General features: G+C 70.8%; 23 protein-coding genes. 6 read left to right on the plus strand and 17 right to left on the minus strand.

What is annotated here, in order from left to right; all coding sequences use genetic code 11:
* Nucleotides 1–122: 122 nt before the first annotated feature.
* Nucleotides 123–1,667: an alpha/beta fold hydrolase gene (locus tag M1105_RS04175; RefSeq protein WP_249579090.1), complete on the plus strand. Its 1,545-nt coding sequence runs from the start codon at nt 123–125 to the stop codon at nt 1,665–1,667.
* Between the two features lie 35 nt (nt 1,668–1,702).
* Here the strand turns inward: M1105_RS04175 and M1105_RS04180 are convergent, their stop codons facing one another.
* From M1105_RS04180 to M1105_RS04210, 7 genes are all read right to left on the minus strand, one after another.
* The gene (locus M1105_RS04180; RefSeq protein ID WP_249579091.1) at nt 1,703–3,721 is read right to left on the minus strand and encodes an ABC transporter ATP-binding protein; all 2,019 of its coding nucleotides are present in this window, start codon (nt 3,719–3,721) and stop codon (nt 1,703–1,705) included.
* On the minus strand, nt 3,718–4,557 hold the full coding sequence (locus M1105_RS04185) for an ABC transporter permease (protein ID WP_249579092.1): 840 nt from the start codon (nt 4,555–4,557) through the stop codon (nt 3,718–3,720). Before M1105_RS04185 ends, M1105_RS04180 begins: the two co-directional genes overlap by 4 nt.
* Nucleotides 4,550–5,575, minus strand: coding sequence for an ABC transporter permease (locus tag M1105_RS04190; protein ID WP_249579093.1), 1,026 nt, complete (start codon nt 5,573–5,575; stop codon nt 4,550–4,552). The genes M1105_RS04185 and M1105_RS04190 overlap by 8 nt, the downstream gene beginning before the upstream one ends.
* Before the next feature lie 79 nt (nt 5,576–5,654).
* Nucleotides 5,655–7,274 carry an ABC transporter substrate-binding protein gene (locus M1105_RS04195; RefSeq protein WP_249579094.1) on the minus strand — a complete coding sequence of 540 codons (1,620 nt, stop codon included), beginning with the start codon at nt 7,272–7,274 and terminating at the stop codon, nt 5,655–5,657.
* Between the two features lie 49 nt (nt 7,275–7,323).
* Nucleotides 7,324–8,346, minus strand: a complete 1,023-nt coding sequence (locus M1105_RS04200; RefSeq protein ID WP_249579095.1) for a transketolase family protein — start codon at nt 8,344–8,346, stop codon at nt 7,324–7,326.
* 2 nt (nt 8,347–8,348) lie between these two features.
* Entirely contained in the window at nt 8,349–9,200 is an 852-nt protein-coding gene (locus M1105_RS04205; protein WP_249579096.1) for a transketolase, read from the minus strand.
* Nucleotides 9,197–10,468: an aminotransferase class III-fold pyridoxal phosphate-dependent enzyme gene (locus M1105_RS04210; protein ID WP_249579097.1), complete on the minus strand. Its 1,272-nt coding sequence runs from the start codon at nt 10,466–10,468 to the stop codon at nt 9,197–9,199. Before M1105_RS04210 ends, M1105_RS04205 begins: the two co-directional genes overlap by 4 nt.
* A 123-nt stretch (nt 10,469–10,591) precedes the next feature.
* Between M1105_RS04210 and M1105_RS04215 the strand changes: the two genes are divergently transcribed.
* Complete coding sequence (locus M1105_RS04215) at nt 10,592–11,638, plus strand: GlxA family transcriptional regulator (RefSeq protein ID WP_249579098.1); 1,047 nt, start codon at nt 10,592–10,594, stop codon at nt 11,636–11,638.
* Between the two features lie 122 nt (nt 11,639–11,760).
* Nucleotides 11,761–12,810 carry a ketopantoate reductase family protein gene (locus M1105_RS04220; protein WP_249579099.1) on the plus strand — a complete coding sequence of 350 codons (1,050 nt, stop codon included), beginning with the start codon at nt 11,761–11,763 and terminating at the stop codon, nt 12,808–12,810.
* Nucleotides 12,811–12,854: 44 nt separating this feature from the next.
* Here M1105_RS04220 and M1105_RS04225 read toward each other — a convergent pair whose 3' ends face one another.
* The 5 genes from M1105_RS04225 to M1105_RS04245 all read right to left on the minus strand — a co-directional run bounded on the left by M1105_RS04225 (nt 12,855) and on the right by M1105_RS04245 (nt 16,994).
* Nucleotides 12,855–13,607, minus strand: a complete 753-nt coding sequence (locus M1105_RS04225; RefSeq protein WP_249579100.1) for an ABC transporter permease — start codon at nt 13,605–13,607, stop codon at nt 12,855–12,857.
* A 7-nt stretch (nt 13,608–13,614) separates the two neighbouring features.
* Nucleotides 13,615–14,415, minus strand: coding sequence for an ABC transporter ATP-binding protein (locus M1105_RS04230; protein WP_249579101.1), 801 nt, complete (start codon nt 14,413–14,415; stop codon nt 13,615–13,617).
* Nucleotides 14,402–15,163 carry an ABC transporter permease gene (locus M1105_RS04235; RefSeq protein WP_249579102.1) on the minus strand — a complete coding sequence of 254 codons (762 nt, stop codon included), beginning with the start codon at nt 15,161–15,163 and terminating at the stop codon, nt 14,402–14,404. The genes M1105_RS04230 and M1105_RS04235 overlap by 14 nt, the downstream gene beginning before the upstream one ends.
* 71 nt (nt 15,164–15,234) lie before the next feature.
* Nucleotides 15,235–16,206 (minus strand): ABC transporter substrate-binding protein, encoded by a 972-nt coding sequence (locus tag M1105_RS04240; protein ID WP_249579103.1) that lies wholly within the window; start codon nt 16,204–16,206, stop codon nt 15,235–15,237.
* 92 nt (nt 16,207–16,298) lie between these two features.
* Nucleotides 16,299–16,994, minus strand: a complete 696-nt coding sequence (locus M1105_RS04245) for a FadR/GntR family transcriptional regulator (protein WP_249579104.1) — start codon at nt 16,992–16,994, stop codon at nt 16,299–16,301.
* 171 nt (nt 16,995–17,165) lie between these two features.
* On the opposite strand from M1105_RS04245, the gene M1105_RS04250 reads away from it, so the two are divergent.
* Nucleotides 17,166–17,852, plus strand: coding sequence for a fumarylacetoacetate hydrolase family protein (locus M1105_RS04250; RefSeq protein ID WP_249579105.1), 687 nt, complete (start codon nt 17,166–17,168; stop codon nt 17,850–17,852).
* Nucleotides 17,853–17,920: 68 nt separating this feature from the next.
* On the opposite strand, the gene M1105_RS04255 is transcribed toward M1105_RS04250, so the two are convergent.
* Nucleotides 17,921–18,448 carry a peroxiredoxin gene (locus M1105_RS04255; RefSeq protein ID WP_249579106.1) on the minus strand — a complete coding sequence of 176 codons (528 nt, stop codon included), beginning with the start codon at nt 18,446–18,448 and terminating at the stop codon, nt 17,921–17,923.
* Between the two features lie 158 nt (nt 18,449–18,606).
* On the opposite strand from M1105_RS04255, the gene M1105_RS04260 reads away from it, so the two are divergent.
* Nucleotides 18,607–20,109 carry an aldehyde dehydrogenase gene (locus tag M1105_RS04260; protein WP_249579107.1) on the plus strand — a complete coding sequence of 501 codons (1,503 nt, stop codon included), beginning with the start codon at nt 18,607–18,609 and terminating at the stop codon, nt 20,107–20,109.
* A gap of 127 nt (nt 20,110–20,236) precedes the next feature.
* Entirely contained in the window at nt 20,237–21,676 is a 1,440-nt protein-coding gene (locus tag M1105_RS04265; RefSeq protein WP_249579108.1) for an aldehyde dehydrogenase family protein, read from the plus strand.
* A 25-nt stretch (nt 21,677–21,701) separates the two neighbouring features.
* Here the strand turns inward: M1105_RS04265 and rarD are convergent, their stop codons facing one another.
* The 4 genes from rarD to M1105_RS04285 form a co-directional block, all read right to left on the minus strand.
* The gene (gene rarD / locus M1105_RS04270) at nt 21,702–22,637 is read right to left on the minus strand and encodes an EamA family transporter RarD (protein WP_249579109.1); all 936 of its coding nucleotides are present in this window, start codon (nt 22,635–22,637) and stop codon (nt 21,702–21,704) included.
* 111 nt (nt 22,638–22,748) lie between these two features.
* The gene (locus M1105_RS04275) at nt 22,749–23,300 is read right to left on the minus strand and encodes a helix-turn-helix transcriptional regulator (RefSeq protein WP_249579110.1); all 552 of its coding nucleotides are present in this window, start codon (nt 23,298–23,300) and stop codon (nt 22,749–22,751) included.
* Nucleotides 23,297–23,902 (minus strand): cytochrome b/b6 domain-containing protein, encoded by a 606-nt coding sequence (locus tag M1105_RS04280; RefSeq protein WP_249579111.1) that lies wholly within the window; start codon nt 23,900–23,902, stop codon nt 23,297–23,299. Before M1105_RS04280 ends, M1105_RS04275 begins: the two co-directional genes overlap by 4 nt.
* On the minus strand, nt 23,902–24,360 hold the full coding sequence (locus M1105_RS04285; protein WP_249579112.1) for a PepSY domain-containing protein: 459 nt from the start codon (nt 24,358–24,360) through the stop codon (nt 23,902–23,904). Before M1105_RS04285 ends, M1105_RS04280 begins: the two co-directional genes overlap by 1 nt.
* Between the last annotated feature and the right edge of the window lie 156 nt (nt 24,361–24,516).

A 24,516-nucleotide genomic window follows, 5' to 3' on the forward strand; every position in this document is an offset into this window, starting at 1 on the left:
CGTCCATGTCCGCGATGCGCCCCGGCAAAAAGACGGCTGGCCCGGGCGCAGCCGGGGCCTTAACGCGGCGCCGGCGCAGCCCTATTGTGGCCGCCCGAACCCGAAGGTGGCGAGGCACCCGGATGACGGCGGCGAGGGCTTCGAGGATCACCGACGCGCTGCTCGGCATCGCGGCTATGGCCGCGATCCTGCTCGCGCTGACCCGGCTCGACGCGGCCGGCGAAGGTGTCGAGCGGCGCGCGTTCGATGTCGCCGGGACGCCGGCCACCGCCCATCTGCCCGAGGGGCCCGCGCTCGGGCCGGTGCTGGTAATCGCCCATGGCTTCGCCGGCTCGCAGCAGCTCATGCAGTCCTTCGCCCTTGCCGCCGCGCGCAACGGCTATGCCGCGGTCACCTACGACCTTGCCGGGCACGGCCGCAACCCCGCCCCGCTCGGGGGCAGCATCACCGACCCCGAGGGCGCGACCCGGAGACTGGTGGACCAGCTTGGCCGCGTCGTCGAGGTCGCGCGCCGCCTCGGCGACGGGCGAGTCGCCGTGCTCGGCCACTCGATGGCCTCCGACATCGTGGTGCGTTTCGCGCAGCAGACACCGGGCATCGGGGCCACCATCGCCGTGTCGATGTTCGCCCCCACGGTCACCGAGACCACGCCGCCCAATCTCCTCGTCATCGTCGGGGCGCTCGAGACGGCGCTCGCGGCCGAGGCGCTTCGGGCGGTGGGTCTGGCCGCGGCGCCCGGGGCGGCGCAGATGAGGGTGACCCATGGCGACCCGGCCGCCGGCACCGCCCGCCGGGCAGCCGCGAGTCCGTGGACCGAGCATGTGAGCGTCCTGTTCGCCCAGGCGAGCCTTGCCGAGACGGTCGGCTGGCTTGACCTCGCCTTCGGCATCCCGCGCGCGGGGCCGCCGCGCACCGACATGCGCGGGCCGTGGATCGTGCTGCTGCTCGCGGGCGTCGTCGCGCTGATGCGCCCGCTCGCGCGCCTGCTGCCGGTCGTGTCCTCCCCGCCCGCGGGAGCTGGCCTCGGCTGGCGGGCGCTGTGGCCGGTGATCGTCGTGCCCGCGGTGGCGACGCCGCTCGTGCTGCGGGTCCTGCCGACGAAGTTCCTTCCTGTGCTGGTCGGCGACTATCTGGCGATGCATTTCCTGGCGTTCGGGCTGATCGCGGCGGCCTGCCTCGCCGCGTGCGGGCGTGGCCCGATCCGGCCGGCCCCGCCTCCCGCCCTGTCGAGGCGCGCGCTCGTGCTGGCCACGCTTGGCGCCGTTGCCTTCGGCCTCGTGGGCGTCGCCTGGCCGATCGACAGGCTGCTCACCTCCTTCGCCTTGTCGCCCGGCCGCCTGACGCTGTTTCTTGCCCTGCTCGCGGGGACCGCTGCGCATTTCCTGGCGGCCGAATGGGCGACCCGCGGGCCGGGTGCCGGCCGCGGCGGCTATGCTGCGATGCAGGCGGGCTTCCTCGCCTCGCTCATCGCCGCCGTCGCGCTCGATTTCGAGCGGCTGTTCTTCCTCCTCATCATCGTGCCGGTGATCGCGATCTTCTTCGCGATCTACGGCCATGCGAGCGCGGTTCTCCAGCGCCGCACCGGGCATCCCTTCGTGGGCGGCATTGCCACGGCCATCGCCTTCGCCTGGGCGATCGCCGCGACCTTCCCGCTGGTCGAGGGCTGAGCGCGGCGCCGTCCGCACCCCTGCCGGGACGGCCGTCACGCCCCCGCCGGCGCCGTTGCCGCGACAGGCTCGGGGTGGTGGCAGGCGACCGCATGCCCGCCATCCACCGCCCGGAGCGCCGGCAGTTCCGCCCCGCAGCGGTCGCTCGCCCGCCAGCAACGCGCCCGGAACGCGCAGCCGCGCGGCGCGGCCAAGAGATCGGGCGGCTCGCCCTCGGGCAACTGCCGCCGCCGGCGCCGCTCGGCCGGCGGGTCCGGCACGGGCGCCGCCGCGAGAAGCGCCTGCGTGTAGGGATGGCGCGGCGCCGTATGGAGCGCCTCGGCCGGCCCGCTTTCCACGATGCGCCCGGCATACATCACCGCCACACGATGCGAGACATGCCGCACGACCGCGAGATCATGCGCGATGAAAAGATAGGCGAGGCCAAGCTCTGCCTGCAGGTCCGCCAGCAGGTTGAGCACCCCCGCCTGGATCGACACGTCGAGCGCCGAGACCGGCTCGTCCAGCACCAGCACGTCGGGATCGACGGCGAGCGCGCGCGCGATCCCCACCCGCTGGCGCTGCCCGCCCGAGAGCTCGTGCGGATAGCGCCGCGCGAAGGCGGGTTCCAGCCGCACGCGCTCGAGCAGCACCGCCACCTGCGCCGCCGACGGCGCGCGGCCCAGCAGGAGCCGCATCGGCTCGGCGATGATCTCGCCCACCCGCATACGGGGATGGAGTGAGGCGTAGGGGTCCTGGAACACGATCTGGAGGTGCCGCCGCCACGGCCGCATCTGGGCCCGCGTCAGGCCCGCAAGCTCGGTCCCCCTCAGCCGCACCGACCCCGCCGTGGGCGCGACCAGCCCAAGGATGCAGCGCCCGAGCGTCGATTTCCCGCAGCCCGACTCGCCCACCAGCCCCAGCGTCTCGCCCGCGGCGAGGTCGAGATCGACCCCTGCCACCGCCCGCAGCCGCGCCGCCCCCGCGCCGCCAAGGACGGGGGGCAGGAGGCCGCCATCCATCCGGTAGTCCTTGACCAGCCCCCGCACCGACAGCACCGGCTCGCCGCTCACGGGCGCTCGTGCCGGGCCGGTCGCGGCAGGCGCCGCGGGCCGGGCTCCGGCGAAGTGGCAGGCGGCGCGGCGCCCGTCGCCCGCGGGCATCAGCACCGGGTCCTCGGCCTGGCAGCGCGCCTCGGCGATCGGGCAGCGCGGGGCGAAGCTGCATCCCGGCGGCCGTGCGGCGAGCGAGGGCGGCGCGCCCGGAATAGCGGTGAGCCGCCCGCCCGCGCCTGCGACCGTGGGCAGCGACCCGATCAGTCCCCGCGTGTAGGGGTGCTGCGGCGATGCGAAGAGCGCATCGACCCCCGCTTCCTCGACCACCCGGCCGCCATACATCACCGCCACGCGGTCGGCCCGCCCCGCGACCACGCCAAGATCATGTGTGACGAGCGCGATGCCGATCCCCAGCTCCGCCCGCAGCCGTTCGAACACCTCGAGAACCTGCGCCTGCACGGTCACATCGAGCGCGGTCGTGGGCTCGTCGGCGATCAGGATGTCGGGGTCGTTGGCGATCGCCATGGCGATCATCACCCGCTGGCGCATGCCGCCCGAGAACTCGTGCGGATACTGCCCGGCACGGCGCGCCGCCTGCGGCACCGCCACCCGGTCGAGCAGCTCGCGAACCCGCTCCCGGACCTCTCGCCCGCCAAGGTCCGGGTTGTGCAGCCGGATCGCCTCGGCGATCTGCGTGCCCACGGTCAGGACCGGGTTCAGCGCACTCAGCGGGTCCTGGAAGATCATCGCGATCCGGTTGCCGCGCAGCTCGCGCAGCCGCGCGCGTGGGGCACCGATCAGCTCCTCGCCCATCAGCCTGACCGAGCCCTCAACCCGCGCGCCACGGGGCGCGAGGCCCATCGCGGCAAGCCACGTCAGCGACTTGCCCGAGCCCGACTCGCCCACCACGCCCAGAACCTCGCCGCGCGCGAGGCTGAGGTCCACGCCCCGCACCGCCTCGAGCCCGCCGGGGAAGCCCACCCGCAGCCCGCGGATCTCGAGCCCCGCCGCTCCGGTCATCGCGCGGACCGCGTGTCGAGGAAGTCGCGCAGCCCGTCGCCCAGGAAGTTGAAGCCCAGGACCACGGTCAGAATGGCGAAGCCGGGGCCGAAGGCGATCCACCAGGAATAGAACTGCGTCGCCCCCTCCGAGATCATCGCACCCCATTCGGGCGTCGGCGGCGTCGCACCCAGTCCGATGAACGACAGCGCCGCGGCCAGAAGGATCACCTGTCCCACATCCATCGTCGCGTTGATCAGCACGGGCGTCCAGCACAGCGGCAGGATGTGCCTGGTCAACAGCCGCATCGGCCCCGCGCCGCAGGCGATCGCCGCCTCGACATGCTCGCGCGTCCGGACCTCGAGCACCTGCGCCCGCATCAGCCGCGCATAGACCGGCCACCACACCGCGACCAGCGCGACCACCGCGTTCTCGAGCCCCGGCCCTAGCGTCGCCGCCACTGCCATCGCCAGCAGGACGGGCGGGAAGGCGAGCGTGACGTCCACCAGCCGCATCACCAGCCCATCGACCCAGCCGCCCACGAAACCCGCGATCGCCCCCAGGGCGGCCCCCAGCGACACCGCCGCCGCGACCACCACCGCCGCGATCGTCAGCGAGATCCGCGCCCCGTGCAGCGTCCGGCTAAGGACATCGCGCCCCAGCGCGTCGGTCCCCAGCCAGTGCGCGCCCGAGGGCGGCTGCAACCGCCGCGCGACCATGCGCAGAGGGTCGGCAAGCCCCCACAGGTCAGCTGTCAGCGCTGCCGCCACCCAGAACGCCACCACCGCCAGCCCCACCGCGACAGGCGGCGTCAGCCAGCCGGGCAGGCCGGGCCGGATGCGCACCGCCTCAGCCATCCGCGCGCCCGATCTCGATCCGCGGGTTCGCCAGCGCATAGGCGATGTCGGTCACCAGATTAGCGATCAGGAAGGCCGCCGCCCCCACCAGCGTGACCCCGATGATCGCGGGGTGGTCGAGACTTCGCGCACTGTCCACCGCATAGGCGCCGATGCCGGGCCAGGCGAAGATCGTCTCGGTCAGCACGGCGCCGGTGATAAGATAGGCAAATGAATGCCCGATGATGGTCAGAGTCGGGATCAGCGCGTTGCGCAATGCATGGGCGAACAGCACCCGCCCCTCGCCCGCCCCCTTGGCGCGCGCCGTGCGGATGTAGTCCTGCTCCATCACGTCGAGCATCGAGCCTCGCACCAGCCGCGAGATTATGCCCATAACCGCCCAGCCCAGCACGAAGGCGGGCAGGACCAGATGCGCGAGCGCGAGCCTCAGCCGTTCCATGTCGCCTGCGATCAGGGCGTCGAGCGTGTAGAACCCCGTCACCCCCGGCGGCGGCGCGACGCGCGCATCGATCCGCCCCGGCCCCGGAAACACCCCCAGCACGACAGAAAAGACATAGAGCAGGATCAGCCCCGTCCAGAACACCGGCATCGATGAGCCGATCAGCGCCACCAGCCGCGCCCCGTGGTCGATCCAGCCGTCGCGCCAATGCGCAGCCGCCACCCCCAGCCCGATCCCCGCCGTCACACCGAAGATCATGGCGAAGACCACCAGCTCCAGCGTCGCCGGCAGCCGCGCGCCGATGTCGTCCGCCACCGGCCGGCGCGTGCGAAACGAGACGCCGAGATCGCCCTGCACCAGGTTCGAGATGTAGACCGCGTATTGCTCGGGCAGGCTGCGGTCGAGCCCCCAGCGCGCCTTGGCCGCCGCCACGATCTCGGGGTTGTTCATCTGCCGCTCGCTGACGATCGCCGCCAGCGGGTCTGCCTTGGTGATGTGCGACAGCAGAAATGTCGCCGTCGCCACCCCCAGCATCAGGAGCGGCATGGCGATCAGGCGGCGCAGCAGGTATCGCGTCATCGCGGCCCCCTGCAACCCCGCGCCCGGCCGTGGGGACCGGTCCGCGCGGCCCGCCCCCTGTCCAGGTCGCGCCGCCCGCTCACTCGACCGAGATCTCGGCCAGCGGCAGGTTGCAGCAGGCGCTGTAGCGCACGCCCTTCACCCCCTTGCGGTAGGCAAGCGTGAGGTCCGGGCTCACCACCGGCAGGATGATGCGGTCGGCGATCATCTCGCGCGCAATCGCCGCGAAGGCCTCGTCCACCTTTTCCGCGGGCGCGGCGAGGGCTGCCGCCAGCAGGTCCGGGATGCGGGGGTTGACCGCGTCCGGCGCCTTGGCCACATGCGAACGCTTGTACCAGGGCGAGCCCTCCTGCGTGCCGAAGAACTGCACATACTGCCCCGAGCCGAAATAGTCGGGCGCGTAATAGACCGCCGTCACCGGGATGCCGGTCGCGGTGATCCTCTCGCGCCAGACCGGGAACGTGACCGGCTGAAGGGCGAGGTCGAGCCCCACGTCGCCCAGGTCCTGCTGCACCTTCTGCATCAGGATGTCGAAGTCCACGCCATAGATGTTCACGGAGGGATAGACCGCCTCGAGCGTCACGCGCCCGCCGATCCCGGCCTCGGCCAGCAGCGCCTTGGCGCGATCGAGGTCGCGCGCGGGCAGCGGCAGGCCCTCGGTGCCGGGGAAGCCGTTGGGGATCGGGGCCGCGATCCTGCGCCCCTTGCCGGCCACCGTGAGGTCGATGATGCCCTCATAGTCGAGCGCGAGCCCGATCGCCTCGCGCACCGGGCGCGTCATGCTGATCGGCATCCCATCGGCGCCGGCGCCCAGCGCGACATAGACGAAATTGAACGAGGCCGTGGGCTCGATCACCACGTTCGGGTCGGTCACGCCCGCGGCGGTGTCGGCGTCGATCTGCATGGCGATGTCGGCGGCGCCGCTCTGCAGCATCTGCGCCTGCGTCACGCTGTCCTTGACCTGCTTGATGACGACCTGCGCGACCGGCGCGGCGTCGCGCCAATAGCCCGCGTTGCGCGCCAGCCGCACCTCGTCGTCGGGCGCGTAGGCCGCCAGCGTGAACGGCCCGCTGCCGGCGGAATTGGCGAGGAACCAGCCATCCGCCTGATCGGCGGCATCGGCGCCCTCGCCCGCCTTGGCGCCGTTCGCCTCGGCCACCGCGCGGTTGACAACCGCCGCGTAGGGCGCGGCGAGGATGCCCAGAAGCTCGGAATTCGGCGCCGTGGTGCGGATCACCACGGTCCGCGCGTCGGGCGTCTCGACCGCCGCGACCCCGTCCATCAGGAACGAGGGGTTGCCCTTGAGGTGCTTCAGCCGTTCGAGGCTCCAGGCCACGTCGGCCGATGTGACCTGTCCGCCGTCCGCGAAGCGCGCGCGCTCGTCCAGCTTGAAGGTGAACACGGTCTGGTCGGCATTCACCTCCCAGCTTTCGGCCAGCAACGGCACGATGGTGCGGTTGTCGGGGCCGAGGTCCACCAGCCGCTCGTAGGTCGCGCTCAGCACGATCTGGCAGGTGTCGCAGAATGCCCGCGCCGGGTCGAGCGAGGTGATGTCCATATCCCGCGCGATCACGAGGGTGGCTTCCGCCGCCTGCGCGCGCGGCGCGAGTGCGGGCGAAAGGCCGATCAGCGCGACGAGCGCGAGCGCGAACGGCCGCGCCCTCCGCGAATGGCGCCGCGCCGGGATGGTGTCGAGCATTTGAGCCTCCTCTCCTGTGGTTCGGCCCGATCGGCCCGGGGCGCGGGCGTCAGGCTCTGTCGATCGTCTCGCGGGCGACGGCGGCGATGCCCGCCGCGTCCAGCCGGTAGTGGGCGTAGAGCGCGGCGGGCGGGCCCACCGGCGCGAATTCGTCGGGGATGCCATGGCGGCGGAAGGGGACGCGCGGCAGGTCCACCAGAACCTCGGCCACCGCGCCGCCCAGACCCCCCACCGTGCTGTGCTCCTCGACCGTGACGATGGCGCCGGTCTCGGCCGCCGCCGCCGCGATCTCGTCGCGGTCGAGGGGCTTGACGGTGTGCATGTCCACCACCCGCGCGGCGATCCCCTCGCGCGCCAGAATGTCGGCCGCATCGAGCGTCGCGCGCACCACCGCGCCGGTGGCGATCAGCGTGAGGTCGCGCCCCTCGCGCAGCCGAATCGCCCGGCCGAAGACGAGATCGGGCACCGCGTCATAGACCACCGGATCGCGCCCGCGCCCAAGCCGGATATACATCGCACCCTTGCGGTCGAGGCTCGCGCGCAGCACGGCCCGCAGGGCGTTCGCATCCGCCGCGCAGACAACCGTGAGGTCGGGGATCGCCCGCATCATCGCAAGATCCTCGATCGCGTGGTGCGAGGTGCCGTAGAACCCCATCGAGATGCCCGAATGATGCCCGATCACCCGCACAGGCATCTTCGGATAGGCCAGATCGGTGCGGATCTGCTCGGCCCCCAGGATTGCCGAGAACGAGGCAAAGGTGGCGGCGAAGGGGACGAAACCGCAGGAGGCCATCCCCGCCGCCACCGTCAGCATGTTCTTCTCGGCGATGCCGAGGTCGAAGAACCGCCCCGGATGGCGCGCCTTGAACTCGACCGTGCGGTTGGCCGAGGCCAGATCCGCCGTCAGCACCACCACGCGCGGGTCGCGGTCGGCCAGATCCGCCAGCTCCTCGCCCAGGACGAAGGCGGGCATGGCGGCAGCGGGCGTGCCCTGCACCGAGCGCGTGTCGCGCAAGGCCCCGCCCGCCGCGGTGCCGCGGAAGATCTCGGACTGGTCCTGCGACTCGGCCATGCTCACGCCTCCCCCGCGGCGGGTGTCGCAAGCTCCGCCATCACCGCGTCGTAGTCCTCGCCCACCAGGTTGCCGACATGCCAGTTGAGCGCCATCTCCATGCGCTTGACGCCCTTGCCCTTCACGGTGTCGGCGACGATGAGCTGCGGCCTGCCCTCGCCCGCCGGGGGCAGCGCCGCCAGCGCGGCGCGAAGGGCGGGAATGTCGTGGCCGTCGATGCGCCGCACCTCCCAGCCGAAGGCTTCGAACCGCTCTGGGATCGGCTCGACCCCCATGATCTCCTCGGTGTGCCCGTCGATGCACAGGCCATTGCGGTCCACGATGGCCACCAGCCCCCGCGTGCGGAAATGCCCCGCCGCCATGGCCGCCTCCCAGACCTGCCCCTCGTGCAGCTCGCCGTCGCCCAGCATGACGTGCACGCGATAATCCAACCCCCGCACCCGCCCCGCCAGCGCCATGCCAAGGCCGACCGACAGCCCATGCCCCAGCGAGCCCGACGAGAAGTCGATCCCCGGAATCCGCTTCATGTCGGGGTGATCCCCGAACGGGCTGCCGAGCCGGGTGTAGTCGTCGAGCAGCCCCGCCTCGAAGAACCCCAGATCCGCCAGCACCGGATAGAGCCCGATCGCCGCGTGGCCTTTCGACAGGATGAAGCGGTCGCGCCCGGGCCAGTCCGGCCGCTTCGGGTCGATCCGCAGATGCGCATAATAGAGCACGGCGAACAGTTCCGCCGCCGAGAAGGTGCTGGAATAATGCCCCGCCCCGGCGATGCGCGAGAGACGCACGGTCTCGGTCCGCACGAAGCGCGCGCGGTCCGCGAGGAAGGCATCGCTGTTGCGCATGGCCTGCGTCATGCGCCCTTCTCCCCGAAGCGACGCGCCACCGCCGCGAGCGCGGCATCCGTCGCCTCCAGCGCCCGGTCGATGTCGGCGGGCGTATGGGCGGCCGACAGGAACATGTTGTGCCAAGGGTGCAGATAGACCCCCCGCGCCAGCGCCTCGGTCACGAACAGGTTGCCCTTCGCAAACTCGGGGTCGTCGTCGAACAGGATCATTGGCATCTGCGCGGGCCCGCTCTGCCTGAGCCACACGCCATGCGCGCGCGCCTGCGCGGCGATGCCCGCCCTCAGCCGCTCGCCCATCGCCGCCATGTGCGGGATGGCGTCCGTGTCCCGCAGGCGCCGGATGGTGACCAGTGCCGCCGCCATCGGCACGGCATTGCACCAGAACGAGCCGGTGACGAACACCGCCGCCGCCGCCTCGCGCAGCCAATCCGCCCCCGTGACCGCCGCCAGCGGATGGCCGTTCGCGATCGCCTTGCTCCAGGCCGAGAGATCGGGCCACACCCCCAGCGGCTCCCAGCTACCCCCGGCATCGAGCCGGAATCCCGCCCGCACGTCGTCAAGGATCAGGGCCGCGCCTGCCGCGTCGCATACCTCCCGCGCCGCGCGCGCGAACTCGGGCGTCGCCATCTCCTCATCGCGCCGCGTGTCGTGCCGGAAGGCGGTGGCGATCACGCCGGCGAGGTCGCCCCCCGCCTCTGCCGCCGCGGCCCTCAGCGAGGCGGCGTCGTTGTAGTCGTAATGGATCAGGTGCGCCCGGTCCTCGGAGGTCACGCCCGCGAGCGAGGGCGTGCACCACGGCACCGCGCCGTGATACGAGCCCCGCGCCACCAGGAGCTTGCGCCGCCCCGTCGCCGCGCGCGCAATCGTCACGCAGGCGGTGGTCGCGTCCGTTCCGTTCTTCTGGAACATCGCCCAGTCGGCATGGGCGACCGTCTCGGTCAACAGTTCAGCCAACTCGACCAGCCGCGCGGAAGGCCCGTCGAAGATGTCGCCCAGCCGCGCCTGCGCCGCCGCCGCCGCCTCGACCTCCGGATCGCGGTAGCCCAGAACCATCGGCCCGAAGCCGCACATGAAGTCGATGTATTCGTTGCCGTCCGCATCCCAGATGCGGCACCCCTCGGCGCGCTCGAAGAACTGCGGGTATCCCTCGGGCAACCGCGCCGCGTTCATGTGACCCCACAGCCCGCCGGGGATCACCCGCCGCGCCCGCTCGCGCAGCGCGGCGTCGCGCGGCAGTCCGGGGGGCAGGCCGCGGGGCGTCCCGGTGCGGTCGAGCATTGGCGAGCCTCCGTGAGAGAGGGGCATCACGGGCCGTTCGCGGCCTGCGGGAAAAGCTTGGGTCGACTCGGGCCGCCGTTGCTTGACATGATACGAACCGGAATCGACGAAAAGCGAAGCGACATGCCCACCGCCACCCGCAACCCAGCCGAACGCCCGGCGCGATCGTCTGCGCCCACGGCGGCCCCGCGCCCGCGGCGCGTGGGCGTGGCGCTGTCGCCCGCGATGTCGCTCTCCTCGCTCCTGCTCGCGGTCGAGCCGTTGCGCTCGGTCAACCGGTTCTTCCAGCGCCCGGCCTACGAGATCGTGTTCGTCGGCCCCTCGGCCGACCCCGTAGCCAGCGGCATCGGCATCGCCGTGACCCCCGCGGCCACTTTCGGCGACGGGGCAATCTTCGACCTCGCCCTCGCGGTGTCGGCCTACGACCAGCCCGAGCCCTACCGCCGCGCCCTCGCCCGATGGTTGCGTCGTCAGGCCCGCGCGGGCGCAACGCTTTGCGGTGTCGATTACGGGGCGGTGTTCCTTGCGGAGGCGGGCCTTCTCGACGGCCGTCGCGCCACCACGCATTGGGAGGTGCGCAAGTCCGTGGCCGCCCGCTTCCCCCGCGTCGCCTTCCGCGACGAGATCTTCGTGATCGACGGGCCCCGACTGACCTGCGGCGGGCATCTCGCCTGCCACGACCTCTTTCTCACTCTCGTCGAGCGCGAGCACGGTGCCGCCGTCGCCCGCTTCGTCGAGGCGGACCTCATCGCCGGCCGCGCCCGTCCGGCCGAGACCCGGCAGGGCGACCCGCTGACCACGGGGCCGCTTATCCCCAACGCACACCTGCGCCGCGCGGTCGCGATCATGGAGGCGAATGTCGAGACGCCCCTGCCCCTGCCCGCGCTCGCCGCGCAGGTCGGCATCTCGCCGCGCCAGTTGCAGACGCTCAGCCGCCGCCACCTGGGCGAGACGGTGTCGGCGCGCTACCTGTCGATCCGCCTCAGCGCCGCGCGCTACCTTCTGATGTATGCCGACATGCCGGTGACCGAGGTCGCGCTCGCCACCGGCTTCGGCTCGGCCTCGAGCTTCTCGCGCTCCTTCCGCACGCGCCTGCGCACCTCGCCCCGGGCCTACAAGCGAGGCTTCGCCGTCACCCTCGCCCGCCCCTGGTTCTTTCCACCCGGCTGAGGTGGCCTGCGCCTCAGGCGCGGCGAGCGGCGAGACGCCGCAGGTCCGTGCGAAATAAAATTGCGCTGAATTTCGCGCCGGGGCATTAGAGAATCATCAGGCACAACGCGCGGGAGGACGGCATGGCGCGCAACATTCTCATCCTCGGGGCCTCTTACGGCTCCCTGCTGGCGACCAAGCTCTTGATGGCGGGGCACAATGTCACGCTGGTGTGCCGCAGGAAGACGGCCGAGCTGATCAATCGCGAGGGGACCGAAGTCCGCATCAAGCTGCGCGACGAGGCGGTGCACCGGGCGATCATGTCGCGCGATCTGCCCGGCAGGCTCGACGCGAGCCCGCCCGAGGATGTCGACCTCGAGCGCTACGACCTCGTCGGGCTCGCCATGCAGGAGCCGCAATACGCCAACCACACCATCCGGGTGCTGCTGATCCGGATCGCCGAGGCGCGTCTGCCCTGCCTCTCGATCATGAACATGCCGCCGCTGCCCTATCTCAAGCGAATCCCGGCGTTCGCACGAATGGACCTCGAGGAGGCCTACACCAACGCCCAGGTCTGGGAGCGCTTCGAGCCGGGGCTGGTGACGCTCTGCTCGCCCGATCCGCAGGCCTTCCGCCCGCCGGAGGAGGCGGCGAACGTCCTGCATGTGGGCCTGCCCACGAACTTCAAGGCGGCGAGCTTCGAGGACCCGGCGCACAGCGCGCTGCTGCGTGAGCTCGAGGCCGGCATCGATGCCGTGACGCTCGACGGCAAGGACGTGCCGGTCAAGCTCAGGGTGTTCGATTCGCTCTTCGTGCCGCTCGCCAAGTGGTCGATGCTGCTGACCGGGAACTACCGCTGCATCACGCCGCACGAGCCCCGCTCGATCCGCGACGCGGTGCACCAGGATCTCGCGCTGTCGCGCTCGATCTACGAGCATGTCGACGCCATCGCCCGCCGTCTCGGCGCCGACCCCGCCGACCAGGTGCCGTTCGAGAAATACGCAGGCGCGGCCGAAAGCCTGCTCAAGCCCTCGTCGGCCGCCAGGGCAGTGGCGCGCGGCGCGCCCTTCATCGAGCGCGTGGACCTATTGGTGAAGCTGATCGGCGACCAGCTCGGCATGCCCAATGCCGAGATCGACCGCACCGTCGAGGTCGTCGACACCAGGCTCGACGAGCGGATCGTGCCCGGCTGAGCCCGAGGCCGGGGCGCGCGCGCCCACTCACAGCCCCGGCCGCCTCAGCGCTTCGCGGCGTAGTAGGACACGCGCCGCTCGAGATAGGCGAGCAGCTCGGAAATCGAGAACGCCATCGCGAAGAGCACGATCAGCACGGCCCAGAAATGGGTCATCAGGAAGTTGGCCGAATAGAGCTCGAACAGCGCGCCGAAGCCCACGATCGAGATCAGGAGCTGGCCGATGATCACGCCCTTGACCGCCCGGATCACCCCGATCCGGACGCCGCTCAGGATCTCGGGCAGCGCCGACCAGAAGTAGATCTTGGTGAAGGCGGCCAGGGGCGATGCGCCGAAGCAGCGCGCCATCTCGACCAGCGAGCGGTTGATCTGCATGACCCCCGCGCGCGCGTTCAGGATGATGATCCAGATCGCGAACAGCGCCGTCGTGATGATGATCGAGGTCATGCCGAAGCCGAACAGCACCATCAGCACCGGCACCAGCGCGGTCAGCGGCGCGCTGAGGAAGATGTTCACCCAGGGCAGAAGCAACTCGTCCAGCAGCCGGCTGCGGCCCATCAGGATGCCGGTCGGCACGCCGATGGCGATCGCGGCCGTCACGCCGACCCCGAAGGCATAGGCCGTCTCGGACAGCGCCTTGAGGAAGGCCGGCGTCCCGATGATCTCGAACAGCGTGGCGAAGACCGCGCTCAGCGGCGGCACGAAGAAGGTGATGCCCAGGCGCCCGACGATCTCCCACACCAGCCCCCAGAGGAGCAGCGACGACATGCCGGGGAGACGGAAGCCGAAGATCGTCACGGCTGGCTCACTCCACGTAGCTGCGCAGCGACGCCCAGATCCGGTCGACGATGTCCAGATACTCGGGGTCGCGGCGGATGTTGTCGGCGCCCTTGTCGCGGATCCCGGTCGGCCTGATCACCTCCGACACCCGGCTGGGGCGCGGCAGCAGGATCGCGATCTGGTCCGAGACGTAGACCGCCTCCTCGATGGAGTGGGTCACGAAGATGAAGGTCTTGTTCTCGTTCGCGACGAGGGCCAGCAGGTCCTCCTGGAACTTGCGCCTGGTCTGCTCGTCGACAGCCGAGAAGGGCTCGTCCATCAGCAGCACCTCGGCATTAACCGACAGTGCGCGCGCCAGCCCGACCCGCTGGCGCATGCCGCCCGACAGCTGGTGCGGATAGCTCGTCTCGAAGCCCGCGAGGCCCACGTCCCTGATGTACTTCTCGGCGATCGCCTCGCGCTCGGATCGCGCCACGCCGCGAAGCTCGAGGCCGAAGGCGACGTTGCGCAGCACGCTCGCCCAGGGCAGCAGCGCGAAGTCCTGGAAGACGAAGGCGCGGTCCGGGCCGGGGCCCGTCACGGTCTTGCCACTGACTTCGATCTGGCCCGACGTGGCCGGGATCAGTCCCGCGATGATCTTGAGCAGCGTGGTCTTGCCGCAGCCCGACGGGCCCAGCAGCGAGGTGAGCTGCCCGCGCGGGAAATCGAGCGAGAGGTTCCGCAGCGCCTCGACCGTGCCGTAGTGCTTCGAGACGTCGCGCGTCCTGACGGCGATGTCCGCCGCCAGGGGGACGGTGGAGCGGGGCGCCGCCCTAGTCTGTGACATAGCCACGATTGTTCCCCCTGAAGAGATGGAGCTCGAGCTTCTCCAGCAGGTTGAGGAAGAGCACGGCGAGCAGGATGATCGAGAAGATCGCGGCGTACATGCTGGCGTAATCGGCGATCGAGCGGCTGTAGGTGATGATGTCGCCAACGCCCGTCGGCGTGATCTTGAGCTCGGACAGGATCGCCCCGATGAACCCCGCCGAGATGCCGAGGCGAAGCCCCGAGAAGATCACCGGCGAGGCGGCGGGGATGATCACCTTGAGGATCACGTCGAGCCGCGAGCCGAGGAACGAGCGCGCCATCTCGGTCAGCGACGACGGCGTGTTGCGGACCGCGCTCGCGGTGTTCAGCACGATCACCGGCATCGCCATGATGCACACGACGAACACCTTCGAGGTGAGCCCGATGCCGTAGGCCATCACCAGGAGGGGGATCAGCGCGGCCAGCGGCGCCGACTGCATGACGACGAAGATCGGCGAGAACAGCCAGTCGAAGCGCGCGCTGAGCCCGATCCACAGCCCCAGCGCAATCCCGAGGATGGCCGAGATCAGCACGCCCAGCGCAAGCGGGCGCAACGTCTCGGCATAGGCCGTGAAAAGCGTCCCGTCGATGGCAAGGAGGGCGAGCGCGCGCATCGACTCGAGGAAGGTCGGGAAGGCGTAGCTCACCGGGACGCGCCCGGCGATCTCCCATGCGCCGAAGACGATGGCGAGCGACAGCATCTTGAGCAGGAATGAACGGCTTGGCATCGGTCCCTACCGGTGTGGCGAAGGGCGGGGGCCATCGGCCGCATCGGGGGCCGATGGCCGTGCCCGGCGCGTCACTGCGCGGCGTCGAGCGGCTTGAGGTACCAGAAATCCTCGATGGCGAGCGCCGAGGGATCGCCGGTGAGCTGCCCCGCGCGCGAGTACCAGTCCATGTCCGCGAGCGCCGCCTTCCGGCCGCCGCCGTCGGGGTCGTAGAGCCCTCCCTCGACCGCGTCGGTGTAGAAGGCGTCGAGCTCGTCGAGGATCTCCTTCGGAAGCTGGCCGATGGGCCCGTCCGGGTTGGTCTCGCGGCGGATGATGGTCGGGTCCTTCGCCATGTCGCGATAGACGCTCAGCAGCGCCTTGACGAAGATCTCGACGTCCTTCTCGTTCGCCTTGATCCAGTCGAGGTTGCCGAACAGCGCCTCGTCGCTGGCGTCCACCTCGAACATCGGCAGCACGTTGAACTTGTCGCCGTGCTGCTTCATCAGCTTGTTCTTGTTCGAGAGGTCGACGATGGTCGCGTCGGTCTGCCCCGCCACCAGCGCGACGACCCGGTTGGCCGAGCCCGGCACGTAGGACCGGGTGCCGAATTTGATCCCCACCTTCTCCTCGATCACGTTCGCGATCGAGTCCGTGCCGCCGCCTCGCGAGTGCAGCATGATCGGCTGGCCGTCGAGGTCCTCGAGCTTGCCGTACTTCTTCGAGGTGACCGGGAAGAACTTGAGCTTCGAGAGCTGGAAGATGATGCGGATCGGCGCCTTCGACTTCTGCATCGCCGCGTAGGGCGTGCCGAAGCCGATGTCCATCTGCCCGCTGAGCACCGCCTGGATCGCCAGCTCCTCGTCCGAGAAGGCGGTCCACTCGTATTCCAGCCCGTTCGCCCTGGCCCGGTCGAGCGCGACGAAGAAAGCCGCGAGCTCATCCGAGGGCGTCTCGGCAAGCGCGATGCGGATCTTGTCGGCCCTCGCATCCGACACGCTCAGCCCGCCCGCGAGAAGAACCGCGGCGCAGACCGCCGTCATGGTCCTGAGCAACAGTGTCATGGCGTTCCCTCCCTGAGAACCGTTCTTGTGATCGTCGCTTCCGTGCCGGTTTCTCCGGTCTCGTTCCGCCCGATCGGCCGCCTCGCTTTGCCTCAGCCCTCCCCGAACAGCCGGGCCGAGACCGAGCCGATATGCCGGCGCATCGCCTCCTGCGCGGCCAGCGGGTCGCGCGCCTCGATCGCGCCGGCGATGCCGGCATGTTCGGTGAAGCTCGAATGCCCCGCGGGCGGGCGCTCGGACTGGCGCACGACGCTTGCGCCCGCGACGGCGCGCCGGACCTCGTTGAGCTGGTCGAACAGGGTCACCAGCAGCAGGTTGTCCGACGCCTCGGCGACCGCGCGGTGGAACAGGTCGTCATACCGCTCGTATTCGGCCCACGAGCCCGCCGAGGCGGCGCGATCGTTCAGCAGCTTGATGCGCGCGACCGACTCGCGCGAGGCGTTGATCGCGGCCTCCCGGGCGATGGCGGGCTCGATGCACAGCCGCGCGCGCATCATGCGCATGGGGGTGAGCTGATGCGTCAGCGCCGCGAGCGCACCGAGCTCGGCGTCCACCTCGGCCTCCCCGCCCGCGACGAAGGTTCCCTTGCCGACATGGCGCCAGATCGCGCCCTGCCGCTCGAGCTCGTCGAGCCCCTTGCGCAGCGCGGTCCGGCTCATGCCCAGCGTGCCGATCAGCTCCCGCTCGGGCGGCAGCCGGTCGCCGGGCGTGTAGTCGCCCGCGGCGATGAAGGCCCGCAGCACCGCTGCCGCCTCGTTCCGCTCGCTTCGCTCGGGCCGTGTCAGCACCTCGTCGTGCCTCCGCTATTGGTTGATCAATTCTGATCAATGCAGAGGATAGACCCAATCATTCCCGATATGCAACGCCTCAGGGGCGGAGTTGGCGCATTGGTTGTGATTGATCTGAGACCCCCGACCGTCTAAGGCTCGTGGTCAGTCGTCGAGAGCATGGAGATTCGGATGCCCCGTTTCGTGATTGATGCGCCCAGCGTGCCCACCCTGCCCGTCGAGGGCTCCGATGCGCTGTTCCCGGTCCGCCGGGTCTATTGCATCGGCCGCAACTACGCGGCGCACACGATCGAGATGGGGGGCGATCCCGACCGCGAGCCCCCCTTCTTCTTCCAGAAGAACCCCGACAACCTCGACAGCTCAGGCGAGTTCCCCTACCCGCCGAAATCCTCGGACGTGCACCACGAGCTCGAGATGCTGGTGGCGCTGAAGTCGGGCGGCACGAACATCCCAGTGGACAAGGCGCTCGATCACGTCTTCGGCTATGCCGTCTGCCTCGACATGACGCGGCGCGACCTGCAGGGCGAGGCGAAGGACCTGCGCCGCCCCTGGGAGATCGGCAAGGCGTTCGAGCGCTCGGCGCCTTGCGGCCCGGTCGTGCCGGCCGCGCGGATCGGCCACCCCGACCGCGGGCTGGTCGAGCTCAAGGTGAACGGGACGGCCCGCCAGACCGGTGATCTCGGGCAGATGATCTGGAAGGTGCCTGAGATGATCGCCTATCTCTCGGACTATTTCGAGCTTGCCGCCGGCGACGTGATCATGTCGGGCACCCCCTCGGGCGTGGCCGCGGTGCAGCGGGGCGACGTGCTCGAGGGCCGGATCGAGGGCGTGGGCACGTTCACCGTCACCGTGGTCTGACGCAAGGCGGCGCGCGGCGGGATGCCCGCCCGCGCGCCGTCCACGGGCATCGGGGAGCGCCGCCCCGGTTACCTCGACCCGAGGTAGTCCAGCATCGTCTCGGCGCCCGAGCGCTCGACCGGCACCCCCGGCGGGTTGTCGCGAAAGCCCGGCTCGGCGAACAGAGCGGCGATGGCGCCATCCTCGGCCAGCATCGAGTAGCGCCAGCTCCGCATCCCCATGCCCTGGCCGGTGCGCTCGACCAGCATCCCCATCTTGCGGGTGAACTCGCCATTGCCGTCCGGCAGCACTGTCACCTTGCGGATGTCTCGCGACAGCGCCCACTGGTGCATCACGAAGGCGTCGTTCACCGAGAGGCAGACGACCGCATCCACGCCCCTGGCGGTCAGCGCATCGTGGAGCCGCTCGTAGCCCGGCAGATGGCTGTCCGAGCAGGCGGGGGTGAAGGCACCCGGCACGGCGAACAGCACCACGCGCCGTCCGCCAAAGACATCGGCGCTGGTCAGGTCCTTCCATTCGAAAGGGTTCGGGCCGCCGATCGCATCGTTGCGGACGCGGGTGTGAAAGATCGCCTCGGGCACGCGCTGCGGTGTCATCGGCATCTCCTCCCTCGATGGCGCCGGCGGGGCGCGGCACTGTCGTTATCGATTAGCCAAGGACGGGCCGGCAGCCAAGGGCCATGCGCCTGTCCTTCCGCCCGGTGCCGCGCTAGCATCGCCCGCGCGACAAACGGCCCGGCACGAGGATCACTGACATGGCGACCGACCCGGCGAGAACCGCCGCCCATCCCGCCGTCTACCGCAACTTCATCGACGGCGCCTTCGTCGACCCGGCCGGCGGCGCTTGGCTCGACAGCACCGACCCCTATCGCAACGAGGTCTGGGCGCGCATCCCGCGCGGCAGTGCCGCCGATGTCGACCGGGCGGTCGCCGCGGCGCGGCGCGCGATGACGACGGGACCTTGGGCCGGCATGTCGCCCTCGGCCCGCGGCAAGGTGATGCGCCGGATCGGCGATCTGGTGGCCGCGAACGCCGAGCGGCTCGCGGCGATCGAGGTGCGCGACAACGGCAAGCTGATGACCGAGATGCTGGGCCAGCTCCGCTACCACCCGGAGTGGTGGTATTACTTCGGCGGCCTTGCCGACAAGATCGAGGGCGGCGTCGTCCCGATCGACAAGCCGGACCATTTCGCCTTCACCACGCACGAGCCCGTGGGCGTCGTCGGCGCGCTCACCGCGTGGAACTCGCCGCTCATCTTCATCGCCTGGAAATGCGCGCCGGCGCTGGCCGCGGGCTGCGCGGTGGTGGTCAAGCCCTCCGAGTTCACCTCGGCCTCGACGCTGGAATTCGCCGCCCTCACCCGCGAGGCCGGGCTGCCGGACGGCGTGTTCAACGTGGTCACCGGGCTCGGCGCCGAGGCGGGGGCGGCGCTGGTCGACCACCCAGACGTCGCCAAGATCACCTTCACCGGCTCGGACGCCACCGGCAAGCGGATCTACCAGCAGGCGGCCAAGTCGATGAAGCGCGTGAGCCTCGAGCTGGGCGGCAAATCGCCCAACATCATCTTCGAGGACGCCGATCTCGACGCCGCGGTGGCGGGGGCGGTGTCGGGTATCTTCGCGGCCACGGGGCAGACCTGCATCGCGGGCTCGCGGCTGCTCGTGCAGAACTCGATCAGGGCCGAGGTGACCGAGCGCCTGGTCGAGATGGCGAGGGGCGCGCGGATCGGCGATCCCATGCTGCCCGAGACCAACATCGGCCCCGTCACCACGCCGCCGCAGTATCGCAAGATCCTCGACTACATCGAGATCGCCAAGGCCGAGGGCGCCCGCCTGATCGCCGGCGGCGGCCCCAGCGACGCCGGGCCGAATTTCGTGCAGCCGACGATCTTCACCGATGTCCGCAACGACATGCGCATCGCGCAGGAGGAGGTGTTCGGCCCCGTGCTCGCGATCATCGGCTTCGACGACGAGGCCGAGGCGGTGCGGATCGGCAACGACGTGATCTACGGCCTCGCCGCCGGGGTCTGGACGCAGAACATCGGCCGCGCGCATCGCATGGCCCGCGCGCTCAGGGCGGGCACCGTCTGGGTCAACACCTACCGCGCGGTCAGCTACATGATGCCCTTCGGCGGCATGAAGCATTCGGGCCTGGGCCGCGAGAGCGGTATCGGCGCGGTGCACGAGTATCTCGAGACGAAATCGGTCTGGATCAACACCTCGGACGCGGCGCCGGGAAACCCCTTCGTGCTGCGCTGAGGGCGCGGGGTGCGCGCAATCCGCCCATTGACCGCGCTGCCTGACCGTGCCGATGCTCGCCCCGCCGGATTCTCGGGCGGCGCGGCTCGTTCCTCCGCCGCCAGAAACCTTGAGCCAGAGAGGCAACATGCTGGAGAAACGCGACTTCTACATCGACGGCGCCTGGGTGTCCCCGCGCGCGGGCACCAGCCTCGAGGTGATCGACCCCGCGACCGAAGAGCCCTGCGCGGTGATCTCGCTTGGCGGCCGGGCTGACACCGATGCCGCCGTCGCCGCCGCGAAGGCCGCCTTTCCCGGCTGGGCTGGGACGCCGCCCGTCGAGCGCATCGCCCTCGTCGAGCGCATCCTCGAGGGCTATGTCGCGCGCGAGGGCGAGATGGCCGAGGCTATCCGCCTCGAGATGGGCGCGCCGATCGACCTCGCGCGCACCAGCCAGGCGCCCTCGGGAAGCTGGCACATCCGCAACTTCATCCGCGCCGCCAAGGGCTTCGCCTTCGAGCGCCCGCTGGGCGAGCACGCGCCCAACGACCGCATTCTCTACGACCCGGTCGGCGTCTGCGGCCTGATCACGCCGTGGAACTGGCCGATGAACCAGGTCACGCTCAAGGTGATCCCCGCGCTGCTGGCGGGCTGCACCATGGTGCTCAAGCCCTCCGAGATCGCGCCGCTTTCGTCGATGCTGTTCGCCGAGATCCTCGACGCAGCCGGCGTGCCCAAGGGCGTGTTCAACCTCGTGAACGGCGACGGCGCGGGGGTGGGCTCGCAGCTGTCCGGTCACCCCGACATCGACATGATCTCGTTCACCGGCTCGACCCGGGCGGGAACCGCGATTTCCAAGACCGCGGCCGACACGCTCAAGAGGGTGCATCTGGAATTGGGGGGCAAGGGGGCGAACCTGATCTTCGCCGACGCCGACGACAAGGCGGTCGAGCGCGGCGCGCGGCACTGCTTCAATAACAGCGGGCAGTCGTGCAACGCGCCCACGCGGATGCTGGTGCAGCGCGAGGTCTACGACCAGGCAGTCGAGATCGCGGCCCGCACCGCCGACGCCACCCGGGTCGGCCCCACGTACGAGCCGGGACGCCACATCGGCCCCGTGGTCAGCCAGGCGCAATTCGACAAGATCCAGGGCCTGATCGAGACCGGCATCGCCGAGGGCGCGCGGCTGGTGGCCGGCGGCCCCGGCCGACCCGAGGGGGTCAACCGCGGCTATTACGTCCGGCCCACGGTATTTGCCGGCGTCAACAACCAGATGACCATCGCGCGCGAGGAGATCTTCGGGCCTGTCCTGTCGATCATCCCCTTCGAGACCGAGGACGAGGCGGTGGCCATCGCCAACGACACGCCCTATGGCCTGACCAACTACGTCCAGAGCCAGGACGCCGCGCGCTGCCGGCGCCTCGCCAGAAAGCTGAGGTCCGGCATGGTCGAGATGAACGGCCAGCCGCGCGGGGCGGGCAGCCCGTTCGGCGGCATGAAGGCATCCGGCAACGGGCGCGAGGGCGGCGTCTGGGGGCTCGAGGATTTCTGCGAGGTCAAGGCCGTGAGCGGCTGGGGCGACGCCTGATCCCGCCGCGGGAAAAGGGCGCCGCTCAGGCCGGGCGGCCGCCCGCCTCGCCCTCCCGCAGATGCGCGGCCTGCCTGCGCGTCCGCCGCGCCTCGCTGAGCATCGAAGCGGTGTAGATCGCCAGCGCCGCCCAGATCATCGGGAAGGCGATCATCCGCGCGCGGCCGAACGGCTCGCCGAACACGAACACGGCCACGAGGAAGATCATCGTGGGCGCGATGTATTGCAGCACGCCGATGGTCGAGAGCCGAAGCAGCTTGGCGCCATTGGCATAGATCATCAGCGGTACCGCCGTGACCGCGCCGCAGCCCAGCAGCAGCCAGGTATCGGCAGCGCTGGCGGTGAGGAAATGGCTCTGCCCGGTCGCGGTCAGGTATGCCAGATACCCGAGCGCCGGCGGCATGAGCAGCAGGACCTCGAGCAGGAAACCCTGGTTCGGCCCCACCGGCAGCCATTTCTTGAAGAATGCATAGGCGCCCCAGGACAGGGTCAGCCCCACCGCGGCCAGCGGCAGCCTGCCGGTGTCGAGCGTCAGCACGACGACGGCTGCCGCCGCCAGCGCGATGGCAGCGATCTGCGCGCCGGTCAGCCGCTCGCCCAGCAGCACCGCGCCCAGAAGCACGCTGAACAGCGGGTTGATGTAGTAGCCCAGCGCAGCATCGAGCGCATGGCCCGAGACGATCGACCAGACATAGATGCCCCAGTTGAGCGAGATGATCGCCGCCGTGACCGCGGCCATCCCGATCGTGCGGGGCGATCGCAGCGCCGCGCGCAGGTCGGCCGTGCGCCCCATCGCCAGAAGCACCGCGCCCGCGATCGGGATAGACCAGATCACCCGGTGCACGATCACCTCGGCGGGCGGGATGTGCGACAGCAGCTTCATGTAGAGCGGCAGGAAGCCCCACAGCACATAGGCCGTGACCCCCAGGGCAAAGCCCCGCCGCGTGTCCTCGTTGCGCATCGCGCGGCCATCCCCTTCGGCGCGGCCACCGCGATAGCGCATTCGCCCGCCGAGAACCACGCCGATTTCGACGCCCCCGCCTTGCGTCCGCGACAGGGCGCGCGGGGCCCGTCAGCCCTCGCGTGCCGCCGGGAGCTCGTCCCCGCCGGCAGCTGGGCCGTCGACCGGGCCCTCCAGCAGGTCGTCGATGAACACGGCAAGCAATTCCGCGCGGCTCGCGACGCCCGCCTTGGCGTAGACATGGGCAAGCTGCGCGCGCACCGTGCCGAGCGCCGCGCCCCGAAGCCCGGCGATCGCGGCAACGTCGAAGCCCTTGAGCGCCATCAGCGCGACGCTCGCCTCGGCCGGCGTGAGGCCCCAATGCGCGAAGCGCGCCTCGATCAGCTCGCCCAGCGCGCCGCGCGCGGCCATCAGCGCGGCCTCGCTGCGGTCGGCCTGCTCGACCATCCGCCGCATCTCGCGCGCGCCGAAGACGACGCCCGCCGCCAGCGCCAGCGCGATCACCGCCTCCATCGCGACGTGCAGATCGAGGCCCGCAAGGGTGATGTCGGCCACGGCGTCGCCGGCGAAGAAGGCCGCGGCCAGCGCCTGCAGCACCAGCACGACGGCAAGGGCGGTGCTGCGCGCACCGCCCCGCCGTTCGCCGGGCTCGGGCCCCGTCACCGCCCGCCGCCGCGCCGCGTGCCCAGCATCGGGCGCACGAGGTTGCGGCCCGCGAGGCTGCTCTCGAGCGCGACGCCGCCGACATGCAGGGCCGCGAGCACCAGCATCAGGTTCGCCGCCACCTCGTGGATCTCCTCGAGAACCTCGTTCTCCTCCTCCCGCTCGTCGTCATCGCGGTCGAGCTGGCCTTCGGCCTGCACGAAGGCGGGCCGCTCGTCGAAGGGCGAGCCCGCCATGCCGATGCCGGTGAGCGTGACGACCGCCAGCAGCCCCCACAACGCATAAGCCATCAGCGAGCCAAGGGGATTGTGGGACGGGTAGTCGCGATAGCGCAGCCCGACCAGCTCGCCCAGATGCTCCCGCGCCGCCGAGAGGCTGGGCGGGAAGGCGGTGAACCGCGCCCGCCGTGTCCCGACCACGCCCCAGACCAGCCGCAGCGCCAGGAGCGCGAGCGCCGCATAGCCGATCCAGACATGCACCTGCCCACCATCCTCGGTCACCAGACCGTTGAGGAGGACCGCTACCGCGATCCCCCAGTGCGTCAGGCGCACGATCGGGTCCCAGGGCCGATCGGCCCCACCGCCAGACCCAGTCTCGGACATCAGTCGTCCTCCTCGACCTTGACCGTGCGGCCGTCACGCGGGTCGATTTCGAGGTCCCAGCGGTGCCCGTCGCGCATCGCCTTGACCTCGATCTCGCCGCGCTCGCGCTCGTACTTCACGATCTCGTAGCCCTCCAAGGCCAGGCGCGCCCGCCACTCGGCGTCGTTCACGCCCGGCAGCGGCCAGGGACCGCCACGGCTGCGCGATTCGGCCCGCGTGACCTCGCCCGTGACAGGATCGACATAAGCCTCGATGCGGCGGGCTTCCTTGATGACGGTCAATTCGATGCGCCCGTCCTCGCTCTCGAACTCGGTCAGCGCGTAGCCGTCCGCCGCCAGCGAGGCCGAAATCTCGTCCAGCGTGGCGCCGAGCCGCGCGCCCATTGCCGGCTCGACGGCCAGGGCGGGCAGGGCGGTCAGCGCCGCTGCCATCGCGGGAACCAGCAGGATGCGTGTCATGGCGATACTCCTTCTGAATGTGGGGCGCCGGACCGCACCGGCCTTCCCTCGCGTCGAAGCTGGCCTCACCGCGGCCCGCGATCCATCGGCGCCACGCTTAGACCCCGCGCCATAAGCACGCGCTGATGGCGCGATCCCGGTGCCGCGGCGGCCAGA

Source organism: Thermohalobaculum sediminis (genome assembly GCF_023487995.1).
Lineage (GTDB): Bacteria > Pseudomonadota > Alphaproteobacteria > Rhodobacterales > Rhodobacteraceae > Thermohalobaculum > Thermohalobaculum sediminis.